The organism is Hymenobacter psoromatis (assembly GCF_020012125.1).
Classification (GTDB): Bacteria; Bacteroidota; Bacteroidia; order Cytophagales; family Hymenobacteraceae; genus Hymenobacter; species Hymenobacter psoromatis.
Genome location: NZ_JAIFAG010000001.1, coordinates 4732804 through 4747580 on the forward strand (window position 1 = coordinate 4732804; position 14777 = coordinate 4747580).

Genomic DNA, 14777 nt, shown 5'->3' on the forward strand with positions numbered 1-14777 from the left:
GCGCGCCGCTACCACGCTTTTTCGGCGGTTTTTGCCAGCTGGGTGTCGGGCAAGTCAAGGCTTTGGCGCAGCTGAAAATCAGTCACGTTTTTCAGCGTCAGCACCTTGCCCTCGGCTGATTTTTGGGCCGTGACGTTGCGTAGGGTGAGGCCCTGCACACCGTCGGCCACGAAGGCCGGGCGGGCTTCCGGGCTTAGGTAGCGAACTTCTACGTCGCTCATTTTCAAATCCTTGACGTGGCGAATGTAGAAGCCGTAGGCCGGAATGGCTCCCAGCATCGACGGCTCGGGGTAGCTTTTGCCGGCTTCGGGCACGGTGCGGGCCGCCTGCGCGGCGGTGCCGCCGCCTCTGTAGTAAATGCGGATGTTGTGGAGGCGCACGTCTTCGATGGGGTGGCCGGGCACGCCCGTGATGATGGACGCAAATTCGGGGTCGGCATTGTACACCACCAGGTTGCTGATGCTCACGCGGCGCAGCGCCCCCACGGGCGTGCCGGCCGGCCCCCGCATCCGCTCGCCCAGGTACAGAAAAATGGGCGAGTTCACCACGTCGCGCATCGTAATGTTACTGATACTCACGTCTTCCAGCAAGCCCCCATCCACGGTTTCGAGGGCTAGGCCGCGGCAGTAGTCAAACACGCAATTGGAAATGGCGATGTTCTTGAAGCCGCCGTTCGACTCGGTGCCGAACTTGATGCGGCCCGTGGGATGCAGCGTGTACTCGGGGTTGTTAGTGCGCCGGAAGGTGCCGTCGAGCAGCGTGCCCTCGTCGTAGCCGCTCACCTGGCAGTTGGTGATGGTCACGTTTTCGGTGGCCCGCGCCTCGTTCAGGCCGAAGGAGCTTTTGAGACAAATGCCATCGTCGTAGGGCGAGTTGACCAGGCAGTTTGACACCCGCACGTTGCGGCAGCAGTCGATGTCCATGCCGTCGCGGTTGGTGTCAATCTTCAGGTTATCAATGGTTAAATTATCCACGCCAGTGGCCAGAATGGCAAACCAGCCGCCGTGCTGCAAGGTCACGTCGCGGATAATGACGTTGCGGCAGCGCAGCAGGCTAATGGCTTTATTGGCCAGCTTGGCATCCTTGGCGTAATCTTTCAGCAGGCCCTTGCCCCAGATTTTGCCCGGCCCCAGAATGGACACGTCATGCAGATTCTCGCCCCAAATCAGGCCGTCGTGCCAGTGGCTGTGGCCCGAATCCTGGAAGGTGGTATTGGCCGACGGCTCGGCCTGGTCGTACACGGCGGCCGGGTTGTCGGTGGTGGCAATAATGGTAGCGCCCTGCTCCAGGTAGAGCGAGATGTTGCTTTTCAGCCGGATAGCTCCCGAGAGGTAGTCGCCGGCCGGCAGGTACACCTGGCCGCCGCCCGCCTGCGCCGCCGCCTCAATGGCCTTGTTGATGGCCCCGGAATCGAGCGCCCGGCCGTCGCCCACGGCCCCGTAGGCGCGGATGTTGTATACCGAAACAGGGGGGGTAGGGGCCTGGGCCGCTGCCCCGCCCGGCAGCAAAAGCGCCGCCAGCGCCAGCCGTGGGAGTAGGGAGAAGAACATGGGGGTAGGAAAAAGAGAATGAGGCCGGAAAGTAGTCCCCGGCCCCTGACTTCGCCGTGCGAATGCTTAAACTGATAATAATCAGCTCGATTCGTACCAGCCCGCCCTACCCCCCGCTAAAGGGCCGGGCGCTGGGGAGCGGCAACCGACTTAATCTTCAACACGCTGGTTTTCAGGCCGGGCGCGGTGGCGGTGAGCGTGATATCGCCCGCCGCCTGGGTCGATTGCACCAGCACCTGGGCCAGGCCATTGAAGGTTTTGCGCTGCCAGGCCGCGGCGGGCGTGCGCACCTGAATGGTGCCGGGCAGCATGTTGGGCACGTCCCAGTACTGCTTCCTGAGCAGGGGCGTAGCCACGAACACGATGCTGTTTTTGCCGGGCTTCAGCCAGGCGATATCCAGGGTAAAGCTGTTTTTGGTCGCCTGCTCGCCGGTCAGGTTTTGGGCAACGGCGTGGCCATTCACGTAGATGGTCTGCTCGCGGCCGATGGGCTGGTAGAACAGCGTAACCGCCGAGCCGGCCAGCGTCTGCGGCAGCTCGAAGCTGCCGCGCGTTACGTAATAACTGGAGGTAGGCACCAGCTGCGCGGCATCGTACTGGCGCGAGGTGAAGGCCGGTGCCCAGCCAGCATCGTCAAAGTCAGCGCTGATTTCCGGGCCGCTGGTCGGGCTGTCGGCTCCGCGCTCCCTCAGGTTGTCGAGGGTTAGGACGCGTACCGTTTCAATAAACCGGTCGGGTTCCAACGAAGTCGGGTCGCCGTTGCCTACCCCGATAATGCGGCCGGGGCCGCTCAGGCTAAAGGTAACTTCCTGGTTGGCGGTGGGCACCGGGCGGTTGTTTTTATCGGTGAGCTGCACCGTGACGACGGCCAGGTCTTCGCGGGTGGCCTGCACGGTGGGCTTGTTGGGCCGCAGCTGAATGGCCGCCGGCTCGGCGGTGGTGCGCACCACATCGGTCGCAATTTTTTTGCCCTGGCGGTAGCCCACGGCCTCCAGGGTGCCGGGCGCGTAGGGCACCTGCCATTCGAGGTGCGAGTTTTTGGTCATCGGCTTGCGGCCCTGGCTCTTTTTATTCAGGAAAAGCTCCACCTCGTCGCAGTTGCTGTAGGCCCACACGGCAATGGGCTGGCCCTCGCGGCCGGCCCAGTTCCAGTGGGGTAGCAGGTGCAGCACAGTTTGGTCCGTCCACCACGCTTTCAGGTACCACACGTTGTCCTTCGGGAAGCCGCACAAGTCCATCATGCCGAAGTACGAGGTGATGGAGGGCCAGCCGAAGGGCGTTGGCTCGCCCCGGTAGTCGAAGCCCGTCCAGATGAACATGCCCGCCAGGTAGGGCCGTGCCGCGTAGTACTGCCAGCCACCCTCGATGCTGTAGAACTTGGGGCTCGGCTTGGCGTCGTAGGCCGCGATGTAATGCTTGTCCTTGTCCGTGAAGTAGATGCCGCGCGTGGCGTGGGTCGAGCCTTCCTCGGTACCCCAGCTGGGCTTGTCCGGAAATTTGGCGTGGTACGCGTCGGTGTTGCCCTGGCCGATGTAGTTGAAGCCCATCACGTCAATCGCCGTGGACGTACCCTGGCCCCAGCCCCCGCTGATGGCCGCCGTAATGGCCCGCGTCGAGTCCACGGTTTTGGCAAATGCCTGCATGGTGGCCCCGATGCGCGCCCCCAGCACGTTGCTCTCAATGGCCCATTCCTCATTGCCAATCGACCAGCTGATAATGCTCGGGTGGTTGCGGTCGCGCACTATCATTCGCCGCAGGGCGCCCAGGTTATTTTGGGTGATGCCCATCAGCCGGTTCTCGTCGATAACGAGCATCCCCAGCCGGTCGCAGGCATCGAGCAACTCGGGCGTGGGCGGGTTGTGCGAGGTGCGGTAGGCATTGCAGCCGAAGGCTTTCAGCTGCGCAATGCGCCAGTCCTGCAAGGCGTCGGGCAGGGCCGTCCCTACCCCCGCGTGGTCCTGGTGGTTGTTGGTACCGGTGATTTTCACGTGTTTCCCATTGAGGAAAAAGCCCTCGTTGGCATCGAAGCGAATGGTGCGCACGCCGAAGCGGGTGCGGTACTCGTCCACCACCTGGCCGCCCTGCCGCACCCGCGTCACCAGCGTGTAGAGGTAGGGCGACTCCAGCGACCACAAATGAGCGTTGGCCACCGGAATTTGCACGGCAACCTCGTGCTGCCCGGTTCCGGCCAGCCGTACCGGCGCGGTCTGGGCAGTGGCCACGGTTTGGCCCGCGGCATCCACTACTTCCTGCACTACGTCCGCATTTTGGGGGGTAGGGCCGCCATTCAGCAGGGTAGTCTGGGCCGTGAGCGTGGCCGTGCTGCCGGCCAGCTGCGTCGTCACAAACGTGCCATCGGGGGCCACGTGCACGGGCGCCGTTTTAGTCAGCCACGTGTGCCGATAAATGCCCGCTCCTTCGTAAAACCAGCCCTCCTCCATCGTGGCATCCACGCGCACGGCTATCACGTTGGGCTGGCCGTCGTAGTGGAGGTAGTCCGAAATATCGTACTGAAAACCCAGATAGCCGCTGGGCTCAGTGCCCAGGTAGTGCCCGTTCACCCACACGATGGAGTTGCGAAACACCCCGTCAAAATCCAGGCTGATGCGCCGCCCCAGGTCGCTGGCCGGCACTGTGAATGACTTGCGGTACCAACCCACGCTGGCGTTCGGAAACGGCCGCCCGATGGCCTTAAAGCCGTGGCTGAAGCTGGCCTTTTCGCTGAACGGCTGTTCCACGGCCCAGTCGTGGGGCAGGTCGAGCTGCCGCCAGGCCCGGTCGTCGAAGTTGGCCGCCGCCGCCCCGTCGCCATAACCCGTTTTGGCCAGGTAGGAAAAATAACCCGTGCCGTTATAGAAGTCCAGCTTGGGGTCGGAGGGGTGGCCGAAGGCGAAGCGCCAGCCAAAATCCAACAGCAAGTGCTCGCGGCCGGCCGGCGGCGCGGGTGCCGATTGGCTACGTGAGGGAAGGGTAGCCCCCAGCAGCAGGAGCAGCAACGTGAGCAGACGTAGAAACATGGGGTAGGGTAGGTGCTTCACAAAGCTATACCGTTACACCAATAAATTCAAAAAATCCTGCTTTCCATTGAGATATTCAAACCCGAAACCCTCGGCCGCCATGCGGGCCTTGATGCCATCCACGTCGTGCGGCATTTTGACTTCCACCCCAATGAAAACGGGGCCTTTCTCCTTGTTGTTTTTCTTGATATACTGAAACTGAATAATGTCCTCGCCCTCGGCCAGCACGTTGTTCACGAAGCGCCGGAGCGCGCCGGGAGCCTGGTTGAAGGTTACCATGAAGTAGTGCTTGAGGCCCTGGTGGCGCTGGGCGCGCTCCTTGATGTCCTCCATGCGGGTGATGTCGTTGTTGGAGCCGCTGACCACGCACACCACCGTTTTACCCCGAATCTGGTCGGCGTAGGCGTGCAGGGCCGAGATGGCGAGCGTGCCCGCCGGCTCCAGCACCATGCCTTCCTCGTTGTACATCTTCAGCAAATCTTCGCACACCTGGCCTTCGGGCACCAGGTGCACCTCATCGAGCAGGGCCTGGCAAATCTCAAACGTGAGTTCGCCGGGGCACTTCACGGCCGCGCCATCCACGAAGGTATCGAGGTGGGGTAGGGCCTGCCGCCGCCCGGCCCGGATGGCATCGTGCATGCTCGGTGCGCCCAGCGGCTGCACCCCGATGAGCTTGGTATTCGGGCTTAATTGCCGAAACATGCTCGACAAGCCTGAGGCCAACCCGCCACCGCCAATGGGCATGAAGCAAAAGTCAATCGACTTATGCTGAGCGGCTTTTAGTATTTCCAGCCCCACCGTGGCCTGCCCCTCCACAATGGCGAGGTCATCAAACGGATGCACGAAGGTGCCGCCCTGCGCATCGCAAAACGCCTGCGCCGCCTGGTAGCAGTCGTCGAAGGTGCGGCCGGTGAGGTGCACCGTCACCATGTCTTTGCCGAAGAGGCGCACTTTATCCACCTTCTGGGCGGGCGTTTGGGCGGGCATGAAAATATCGCCCTGCAAGCCCAGCAGCTGGCAGGCGTAGGCCACACCTTGGGCGTGATTGCCGGCGCTGGCGCACACTATTTGGCGGCCCGGCACGGTAATCGGTAGCGTCGAAATCTTGTTGTAAGCCCCCCGGATTTTATAGGAGCGCACCACCTGCAAGTCCTCGCGCTTGAGCAAAATGGTCGCGTCGTAAGTGCGCGAGAGCCCCAGGTTCAGCATCAGAGGCGTCTTGGTAATCACGCCTTTGAGGCGGCGCGCAGCGGCCTCCACGTTTTCCAGGGTAACGGGGGTAGCGGCCGGGGCTAGCAGGTCGGGCATGGGGTAGGGGGTAACCAACTAATATATTAAAAAAGGCCGTCATGCAGACCGAAAGGAAGCATCGCGCATGTGGTAGTAATCCCTTGCATAAGAAGTTACTGCTGCACGCGAGATGCTTCCCTTCGGTCTGCATGACGGCCTTGTTGTACAACGAAGTGGCACTCCGTTTTACAAAATCTACGCCTCCACGCTCGCGCTGCTGCGCGAACGCAGCTCGCGCACAGTCGCGCCGGTGGCCCACAGCTCCGACTCACGCACTTCTTTCAACTCGGCCTCTAGCTCGGCGCGGTAGTTGGGTGTCGAGCCGCGCTCGATGGTGCGGCGGGCTTCCTCGCCGCTGGCTACGCTGTCATACAGCTCATTCAGCACGGGTAGGGTCGCATCGCGGAATTTACCCTTCCAGTCAAGCGCGCCGCGCTGGGCCGTCACCGAGCAGTTGGCAAACATCCAGTCCATGCCGTTTTCGCCCACCAGCGGCACCAGGCTTTGGGTCAGTTCCTCCACGGTTTCGTTGAACGCCTCCGAAGGCGAGTGCCCGCGCTGCCGCAGCACCTGGTACTGCGCCTCGATGATGCCGGCCAGCGCGCCCATCAGCACACCCCGCTCACCGGTGAGGTCGGAATACACCTCCTTCTTAAAATCCGTCTCGAACAAGTAGCCCGAGCCCACGCCAATGCCCATTGCAATGGCCTTCTCGTAGGCGTGCCCGCTGGCATCCTGATATACCGCAAACGACGAATTCAGCCCGCCACCGGCCACGAACAGCCGCCGCAGGCTGGTGCCGCTGCCCTTAGGAGCCACCAGAATCACGTCCACATCGGCGGGCGGAATGATGTTGGTCTGGTCCTTAAATGTGATGCCGAAGCCGTGCGAGAAGTACAGCGTTTTGCCGGGGGTAAGGGCCTTTTTGAGGGTCGGCCACAGCGCAATCTGCCCCGCATCAGAGAGTAGGTTGCAGAGAATGGTGCCCTTGTCGGCCGCCTCCTCGATGCTGAACAGCGACTCGCCCGGCACCCAGCCATCGCGCAAAGCGCGCTCCCACGAAGGCGTGCCTTCGCGCTGACCCACAATCACATGGAAGCCGTTGTCGCGCATGTTCAGCGCCTGGCCGGGGCCCTGCACCCCGTAGCCAATCACGGCAATGGTATCGTGTTGAAGAAAATCGAGCGCCTTGGCGAGCGGAAATTCGTCGCGGGTAATAACGGTTTCGGGTACGCCGCCGAAGTGAATGGTTGCCATTGGGATAGGGGTTTTGTAGCGTGGACTCTGCGAGTCCGCGCGTGGGGGTAAAAAAGGGTTTCGTTCAAACGCGCGGACTCGCAGAGTCCACGCTACATTACATCGTAAATACCGCGTCGCGGTCGTTCAAAAACTCATTCTCGGCCACCTCCTCGCTCGGCTCGCGCTGCTCAAATTCCTGCAGTTTGAGGTGAAAGCCGTCGCTGGCCTTGATGATGGCGATGCGCGCCGAGCGCACGAACTCAATCAACCCGTAGGGCTGCAAGGCTTTGATTAAGTTGTCTGTTTCCTCGCGGTGGCCGGTGGTTTCAAACACCGTATAATCCTTGCGAATAACCACGGCGCGGGCCCCGTTTTCGCGCAGCAGGCGCTCCACGAGCACCTTTTCGGCTATGATGTCGGTGGGCACTTTATAAAGCGCCATTTCCTGCCAAATTACGTCCTGGTTGGTGTTAAAATAGACTTTCAGCACTTCCACCTGCTTCTCAATCTGCTTGGCCAGCTTGTGCACCACCTCCTCCGTTTCCACAATCACGATGTTGAAGCGGTGGATGCCCTCAATTTCCGAGGGCGACACGTTGAGGCTCTCAATATTGATTTTGCGGCGCGAAAAGATGATGGCAATGCGATTGAGCAAGCCCACCTGGTTTTCGGTGTACGCAGTGATGTTGTATTCCTGGCGGTCCATAGGTTTGGCTGAATAAAGTCGTCTGTCATGCTGAGCTTGTCGAAGCATCTCTACCGCTTCATCCACGTCATCCAACGATGCGGTAGAGATGCTTCGACAAGCTCAGCATGACGTTCTTTTTTGCTTATTTTATCGCAGCCGGATTTCCGCCACGCTGCACCCCTGCGGCACCATTGGAAAAATGTTATTCTCCTTCGTCACCATCACTTCCAGCAAAAAGGAGCCGGGATGCGCCAGCATCCGCGCCAGGGCGGGGCGTAGGTCGGGGCGGGCATCCACGCGCTGGCCGGCGATTCGGTAGCCCGCCGCTACAGCCACGTAATCAGGACTCTGAATATCCACGAACGAGTAGCGGCGCTGGTGAAATAACTCCTGCCACTGCCGCACCATGCCCAGAAACTGGTTGTTGAGGATGATGATTTTCACGTCCACGCCGGTCTGCATGATGGTGCCCAGCTCCTGAATCGTCATCTGGATGCCACCGTCGCCAATCACGGCCACCACCGGCCGGTGGGGGGCGCCAAACTTGGCCCCGATGGCGGCCGGTAGCGCAAAGCCCATCGTGCCCAACCCGCCGCTCGTGACATGGCTGCGCGACTGGTTTTGGCGGGCGTAGCGGCAGGCCACCATCTGGTGCTGCCCCACGTCGGACACGATAACGGCCTCGCCGCCAGTTAGCTCGTTCAGCTGTTGCATCACCTCGCCCATCGTCAGCTCATCCGAAGTCGGGAATAATTCTTCCCGAATCACGGCATCCACTTCCTGGGCCATGTGGTCGTGGAAGCGGGCCAGCCACTCAGGGTGCGCCTTGTGCTCAACCAGCGCCGTGAGCAGGGGTAGGGTTTCCTTGCAGTCGCCCCACACCGGCACGGTGGTCTGCACGTTCTTGTCAATCTCGGTGGGGTCGATGTCGAGGTGAATAATCTGCGCTTGCCGGGCGTACTTATCGAGCCGGCCGGTTACCCGGTCGTCGAAGCGCATCCCGATGGCAATCAGTACGTCGCACTCGTTGGTGAGCACGTTGGGGCCGTAGTTGCCGTGCATGCCCAGCATCCCCACGTTCAGCGGGTGGTCGGTGGCCAGCGCCCCTACCCCCAGAATAGTCCACGCCGCCGGGATGCCGCTTTTCTCCACAAATGCCCGAAACTCGCGCTCGGCTGCGCCCAGCACTACGCCCTGCCCCCAGAGGATGAATGGCCGCTTGGCGCTGTTAATCAGCGCCGCCGCCTGCTCGATATACTCCGGGCGCACCACCGGCGCGGGCCGGTAGCTGCGGATGTGCGTGCACGGCCGGTAGTCCGGCGCGTCGAAGGCTTGCTGCTGCGCGTTCTTGGTAATGTCAATCAGCACCGGTCCCGGCCGGCCGCTGCGCGCAATGTAGAATGCCTTTGCCAGCGCCTCCGGTATCTCCTCGGCCTTGGTTACCTGGTAGTTCCACTTCGTAATGGGGGTAGTAATGTTGATAATATCCGTCTCCTGAAACGCATCTGTACCCAGCAAGTGCGCGAACACCTGCCCCGTGATGCACACCAGCGGCGTGCTGTCGATGAGCGCATCGGCCAGGCCAGTTACTAGGTTCGTCGCGCCTGGCCCGCTCGTAGCCAGCACCACGCCTACCCGCCCCGAGGCGCGGGCGTAGCCCTGCGCCGCGTGGATGCCGCCCTGCTCGTGGCGCACCAGCACGTGGTGGAGCTGGTCCTTAAAGTCGTATAGCGCGTCGTAAATCGGGATGATGGCCCCGCCGGGATAGCCAAAAATCGTGTCTACGCCCTCGGCTACCAGCGCTTGCAGCGTGGCTACCGCGCCGGTCATGGGGGCGAGGGTAGGGGCGGCGGCCGGGCTAGCGGTGGGCTGGGCTGAGAGCTGGTTCTGAAACATAATCTTCTTCTAATAAGTCAGTTATGCATCCGTGGCTGGCGTCGCTCACGCTGCGGATGTACTTGAGCAGCACGCCCTGGCGCACGGGCAGCGGCGGCCGCCGCCAGGCGGCGCGGCGGGCGGCCAGCTCCTCGTCCGGCAGTTGCACATCGATGGTGTTGGCGCTGGCATCCAGCACTATCCAGTCGCCATCTTCTACTAAAGCCAGGCCGCCGCCGTCGTAGGCTTCGGGGCAGATGTGGCCGATGACGAAACCGTGGGTGCCGCCCGAAAAGCGGCCGTCCGTTATCAGGGCCACTTTATCGCCCAAGCCCGCGCCCATGATGGCTGAAGTTGGCTTGAGCATTTCGGGCATTCCCGGCCCGCCCTTCGGCCCCACGTAGCGAATCACGACCACCTGCCCGGCCTTAATTTTGTGGTCGATAATGCCCTGGTTCAACTCTTCTTCCGAGTTGAAAACGATGGCCGGGCCTTCAAACCGTAGTCCTTCCTTACCCGTAATTTTTGCTACCCCCCCCTTGGGGGCGAGGTTGCCATAAAGCATCTGAATGTGCCCATCGGCCTTGATGGGATTGCTGAGCGGACGCAATAAATCCTGCTCCGCGCCCAGGGGGCGCACGTCGGCCAGGTTTTCGGCCAGGGTGCGGCCGGTCACGGTCAGCAGGTCGCCATTCAATAAGCCGTGGTCGAGCAACGTGCGCTGCACAGCGGGGATACCGCCGATTTTCGACAAATCCTCCATCAGATACCGGCCGCTGGGCTTGAGGTCGGCTAGTACCGGCACGCGGTTGCTCACGGCTTGGAAGTCGTCCATCGTCAGCCGCACGCCGGCCGCGTGAGCAATGGCGATGAGGTGCAGCACGGCATTGGTGGAGCCGCCGAGCACCGTTATCATTACCATCGCGTTCTCGAATGCCGCGCGGGTCAGGATGTCGCGGGGCTTGAGGTCCAGCTCCAGCAGGTGGCGCAGGTAGGCCCCGGTGTCGAGGCATTCCTGCATTTTAGCCGGGCTTTCGGCGGGCAAGGACGACGAGGCCGGCACGCTCATGCCCAGCGTTTCGATGGCCGAAGCCAGCGTGTTAGCGGTGTACATGCCGCCGCACGCGCCCGGCCCAGGGCAGGCATTGTGGATGATGCCCTGGTAGTCTTCCTCCGAAATCTGCCCGTTCACTTTCTTTCCATATGCTTCAAAGCACGACACAATATTGAGCTGCTGCCCCTTAAACTCACCGCCCCGAATGGTGCCGCCATACACCATGAGCGACGGCCGGTTGAGCCGCGCCATTGCGATGAGCGCGCCGGGCATATTCTTATCGCAGCCCACCACGCAAGCCAGCGCGTCGTAGTAGTGCGCGCCCGCCATCGCCTCAATCGAGTCGGCAATTATCTCCCTGGACACCAGCGAGTAGCGCATCCCCGCGTTGCCGTTCGTAATGCCATCGCTCACGCCAATCGTGTTGAAGCGCAGCCCTACCAGGCCCTGGGCCGCCACGCCGCGCTTCACCTCATCGGCCAGGCCGTTGAGGTGCATGTTGCAGGTGTTGCCCTCGAAGCCCGTGGAGCAGATGCCCACGAACGGCTTGCGCAAGTCCGCGTCCGACAGCCCCGCGCCAATCAGCATGGCCTGCGAGGCGGGCAAACTGTCGTCCTGGGTATAGATGCGGCTGAATTTATTAAGGGGCATGGAGTTAGATGGGGTGGCGCGAACTCGGAGAGTCCGCGCTTTTTGGTATGGAAAAACGTGCTCACGCGCGGACTCGCCGCACCCGTACTTCGCTTAAATAATCGTGCTCACGCCCACCGCAATGTTGTGGGCGTTCCACTGCTGCTCATTGGAGTCCGCAATCCAGAAGGCTACGTAACTACCCACTTGCTCAGTGGTATAAGGAGCCGTGGCGTTCAGCTCGGGAGTCAGAATTTGATTGTTCAACGCCTCGTCCACCGCCTCGCGCACCAGGTCGGCTTCGGCCGTGAGACCCAGGTGGTTGAGCAGCATGGCCGCCGACAGAATAGCCGCCAGCGGGTTGGCAATGCCCTTCCCCCTGGCCTGGGGGTAGGAGCCGTGAATGGGCTCAAACACCGCCACCGCCGCGCCCACCGAAGCCGAGGGCAACAGCCCCATCGACCCGGCAATGACCGATGCTTCATCCGAGAGAATGTCACCGAACATATTCTCCGTCAGCACCACGTCGAACTGCTTGGGGTCGGTGATGAGCTGCATCGCGGCGTTGTCCACAAACAGGTAGTCCACCGTCACGGCGGGGTACTGCGGGGCGATTTCGCGCACCACCTCGCGCCACAAGCGTGAGGTTTCCAGTACGTTAGCCTTGTCCACCAGCGTCAGGTGCTGGCGGCGGCCGGCGGCCGACTGAAACGCCAGGTGCGCGATGCGCTCAATCTCGGGGCGCGAGTAAGTGCAGGTATCGTAGGCCGAGCCGTCGGCCGTGCGGCCCCTCTCGCCGAAGTAGATGCCGCCCGTCAGCTCCCGAAAAATCACTAAATCGGTGCCTTCAATGCGTTCGGCTTTCAGCGGCGAGTGCTTTAGTAGGGCTTTATAAGCCGTTACGGGCCGAATATTAGCAAACAAGCCCAACTCCTTGCGCATCCGCAGCAGGCCCTGCTCGGGGCGAACCTTAGCGGCTGGGTCGTTGTCATACTTCGGGTCGCCGATGGCCCCGAACAGCACCGCATCGGCGGCGCGGCAGGCGGCCAGCGTTTCGGGGGGTAGGGGGTCGCCGGTGGCATCAATGGCGCAGGCCCCCACCAGGTGCGAGGTAAACTCGAAACGGTGCCCAAAGCGCTCGGCCACGGCATCGAGCACCTTTACAGCCTGCCGACACACCTCTGGCCCAATACCGTCGCCCGGCAGCAAAGCTATTTTCTTGATTACCATGTCCAGGCGCGTTGTTTTTCAAAGGCCGCGATGGCCGATTTCTGATTCACTAAAAAGTCAATATCGTCGTAGCCGTTCAGCAGGCACTCCTTCTTATAAGCATCAATGGCGAAGCTGAAGGTTTCGCCCCAGGCTGGCACCGCCAACGTTTGGGAAGGCAAATCGACGGCTAATTCCAACTGCGGGTTGGTTTCGATAGCGACTAACAGACGGTGTAGCACGTCGTCGCTCACTTGCAGGGGTAGGAGACCGGTATTCAGGGCATTGCCCCGAAAAATATCGGCGAAGTAGCTCGAAACTACCGCCCGAAAACCCGCGTCGTACAGCGCCCAGGCGGCGTGCTCGCGGCTGCTGCCGCAGCCAAAGTTCTTGCCCGCTACCAGCACCTGCCCGGCATAGCGCGGGTCGTTCAGCACGAACTCCGGCTTGGGCGAGCCGTCGGCGTTGTAGCGCCAGTCGCAAAACAGGTTTTCGCCGAAGCCCGCCCGCGTCGTTGCCTTTAGAAACCGGGCCGGGATAATCTGGTCGGTATCAACGTTTTCGAGCGGCAGCGGCACGCCAGTGGTATGCAGGGTTTGGAATTTATCCATTGTTTGTATAGCAGAAAAAAGAACGTCATGCTGAACGCAGTGAAGCATCTCTGCCGCTCTATTGAACGGCGCGGATAATGCGGTAGAGATGCTTCGGCAAGCGGACGCTAGATTAAGCATGACGTCCTTTTGCCTTATATTATCTAATTCAAGTACTTCGTAATATCCACTATCCGTCCCTGCACCGCCGTGATGGCCGCCACCAGCGGCGAGGCCAGCAGCGTGCGCGAGCCCGGCCCCTGCCGCCCCTCGAAGTTGCGGTTGGAAGTCGCCACGCAATACTTGCCGGCGGGTATTTTGTCCTCATTCATGGCCAGGCAGGCGCTGCATCCGGGCTCGCGCAGCTCAAAGCCGGCGGCGGCGAGCACCTGGTCAATGCCTTCGGCAATAGCCTGCTGCTCCACTTGTTTGGAGCCGGGGACGATGATGGCTTTCACATGCCCGGCCTTGTGCTTGCCGCGCACGTAGGCGGCCACGGCGCGCAGGTCCTCAATGCGCGAATTGGTGCAGCTGCCGATGAATACGTAGTCAATCTGCTTGCCCAGCAACGACTCGCCCCGCTCGAAGCCCATGTATTTCAGAGATTTATCGAAGCTTTCGGCTTCGCTGGCCGGTACCTCGCTCGGCACGCGGCCGGTGAGCGGAATTCCCATGCCGGGGTTGGTGCCGTAAGTAATCATCGGCGTAATAGCCTGGGCATCAAACGTATGCTCCACGTCAAATTCGGCGCTGTCGTCCGAAAATAGCATCTGCCAGTAGGCCAGCGCCGCGTCCCAAGCCGCCTCTTTTGGTGCAAACGGCCGGCCCGCTACGTAGGCAAACGTGGTAGCATCGGGAGCGATAAGGCCGCCGCGCGCGCCCATCTCAATGCTCATGTTGCAGACCGTCATGCGGCCTTCCATGCTCAGGGCGCGGATGGCGCTGCCCGCGTACTCCACGAAATGCCCGGTGGCCCCGCCCGTGCCAAGCTGTGCGATAACGTAGAGAATCAGGTCTTTAGCGGTCACGCCCGGCCCCAACTCGCCTTCCACCGCGATGCGCATCCGTTGGGGCCGGCTCAGCAGCAGGCACTGCGAGGCCATTACCTGCGCCACCTGGCTGGTGCCGATGCCGAAGGCTACCGCCCCAAACGCGCCGTGGGTGCTGGTGTGGCTGTCGCCGCACACGATGGTGGTGCCCGGCAGCGTCAGCCCCAGCTCCGGCCCAATCACGTGCACAATGCCCTGGCGCGCGTGCCCCAAGCCGTACAACTCAATCCCGTATTTCGCGCAGTTCTCGGTCAGCTTATCCACCTGCGAGCGCGACAGCGGCTCCGCGATGGGCTGGTCTTGGTGCAGCGTCGGCACGTTGTGGTCGGCGGTGGCAATAATCTGGCGCGGCCGGAACAGCGGCAGGTCGCGGGCCGCTAACTCGTCAAATGCCTGAGGACTAGTGACTTCGTGAATTAAATGACGGTCAATATAAACCACATCCAGCCCTTCTACGGAGCAGACTACGTGGGCATCCCAGATTTTATCGAATAGCGTGCGGGACATTTGGGGGGGTAGGGATAGGATAGTAGGAATCAAGAAGTAAGTAGAACGGTCATGCTGAACGTAGTGAAGCATCTGTGCT

Annotated in this window: 10 protein-coding genes; all 10 read right to left on the bottom strand. The window is 61.6% G+C overall.

Annotated features, from left to right (window positions below; translation table 11 throughout):
- Positions 1–8 precede the first annotated feature (8 nt).
- Complete coding sequence (locus LC531_RS20525) at positions 9–1550, bottom strand: rhamnogalacturonidase (RefSeq protein WP_223653615.1); 1542 nt, start codon at positions 1548–1550, stop codon at positions 9–11.
- Positions 1551–1666: 116 nt separating this feature from the next.
- Entirely contained in the window at positions 1667–4567 is a 2901-nt protein-coding gene (gene galA / locus LC531_RS20530; RefSeq protein ID WP_223653617.1) for a beta-galactosidase GalA, read from the bottom strand.
- A gap of 33 nt (positions 4568–4600) precedes the next feature.
- Complete coding sequence (gene ilvA, locus LC531_RS20535) at positions 4601–5875, bottom strand: threonine ammonia-lyase IlvA (RefSeq protein WP_223653619.1); 1275 nt, start codon at positions 5873–5875, stop codon at positions 4601–4603.
- A gap of 177 nt (positions 5876–6052) precedes the next feature.
- Positions 6053–7114, bottom strand: coding sequence for a ketol-acid reductoisomerase (ilvC, locus tag LC531_RS20540; RefSeq protein ID WP_223653620.1), 1062 nt, complete (start codon positions 7112–7114; stop codon positions 6053–6055).
- A gap of 97 nt (positions 7115–7211) precedes the next feature.
- Positions 7212–7802 carry an acetolactate synthase small subunit gene (gene ilvN, locus LC531_RS20545; RefSeq protein WP_223653622.1) on the bottom strand — a complete coding sequence of 197 codons (591 nt, stop codon included), beginning with the start codon at positions 7800–7802 and terminating at the stop codon, positions 7212–7214.
- Between the two features lie 129 nt (positions 7803–7931).
- On the bottom strand, positions 7932–9614 hold the full coding sequence (gene ilvB / locus LC531_RS20550; protein WP_223654023.1) for a biosynthetic-type acetolactate synthase large subunit: 1683 nt from the start codon (positions 9612–9614) through the stop codon (positions 7932–7934).
- A 28-nt stretch (positions 9615–9642) separates the two neighbouring features.
- Positions 9643–11364, bottom strand: a complete 1722-nt coding sequence (gene ilvD / locus LC531_RS20555; protein WP_223653624.1) for a dihydroxy-acid dehydratase — start codon at positions 11362–11364, stop codon at positions 9643–9645.
- Positions 11365–11457: 93 nt separating this feature from the next.
- A complete protein-coding gene (gene leuB, locus LC531_RS20560; RefSeq protein WP_223653626.1) occupies positions 11458–12573 on the bottom strand; it encodes a 3-isopropylmalate dehydrogenase in 1116 nt (371 codons plus the stop codon).
- Entirely contained in the window at positions 12567–13163 is a 597-nt protein-coding gene (leuD, locus tag LC531_RS20565) for a 3-isopropylmalate dehydratase small subunit (RefSeq protein WP_223653628.1), read from the bottom strand. The genes leuB and leuD overlap by 7 nt, the downstream gene beginning before the upstream one ends.
- Positions 13164–13306: 143 nt before the next feature.
- A complete protein-coding gene (leuC, locus tag LC531_RS20570) occupies positions 13307–14698 on the bottom strand; it encodes a 3-isopropylmalate dehydratase large subunit (RefSeq protein ID WP_223653630.1) in 1392 nt (463 codons plus the stop codon).
- Between the last annotated feature and the right edge of the window lie 79 nt (positions 14699–14777).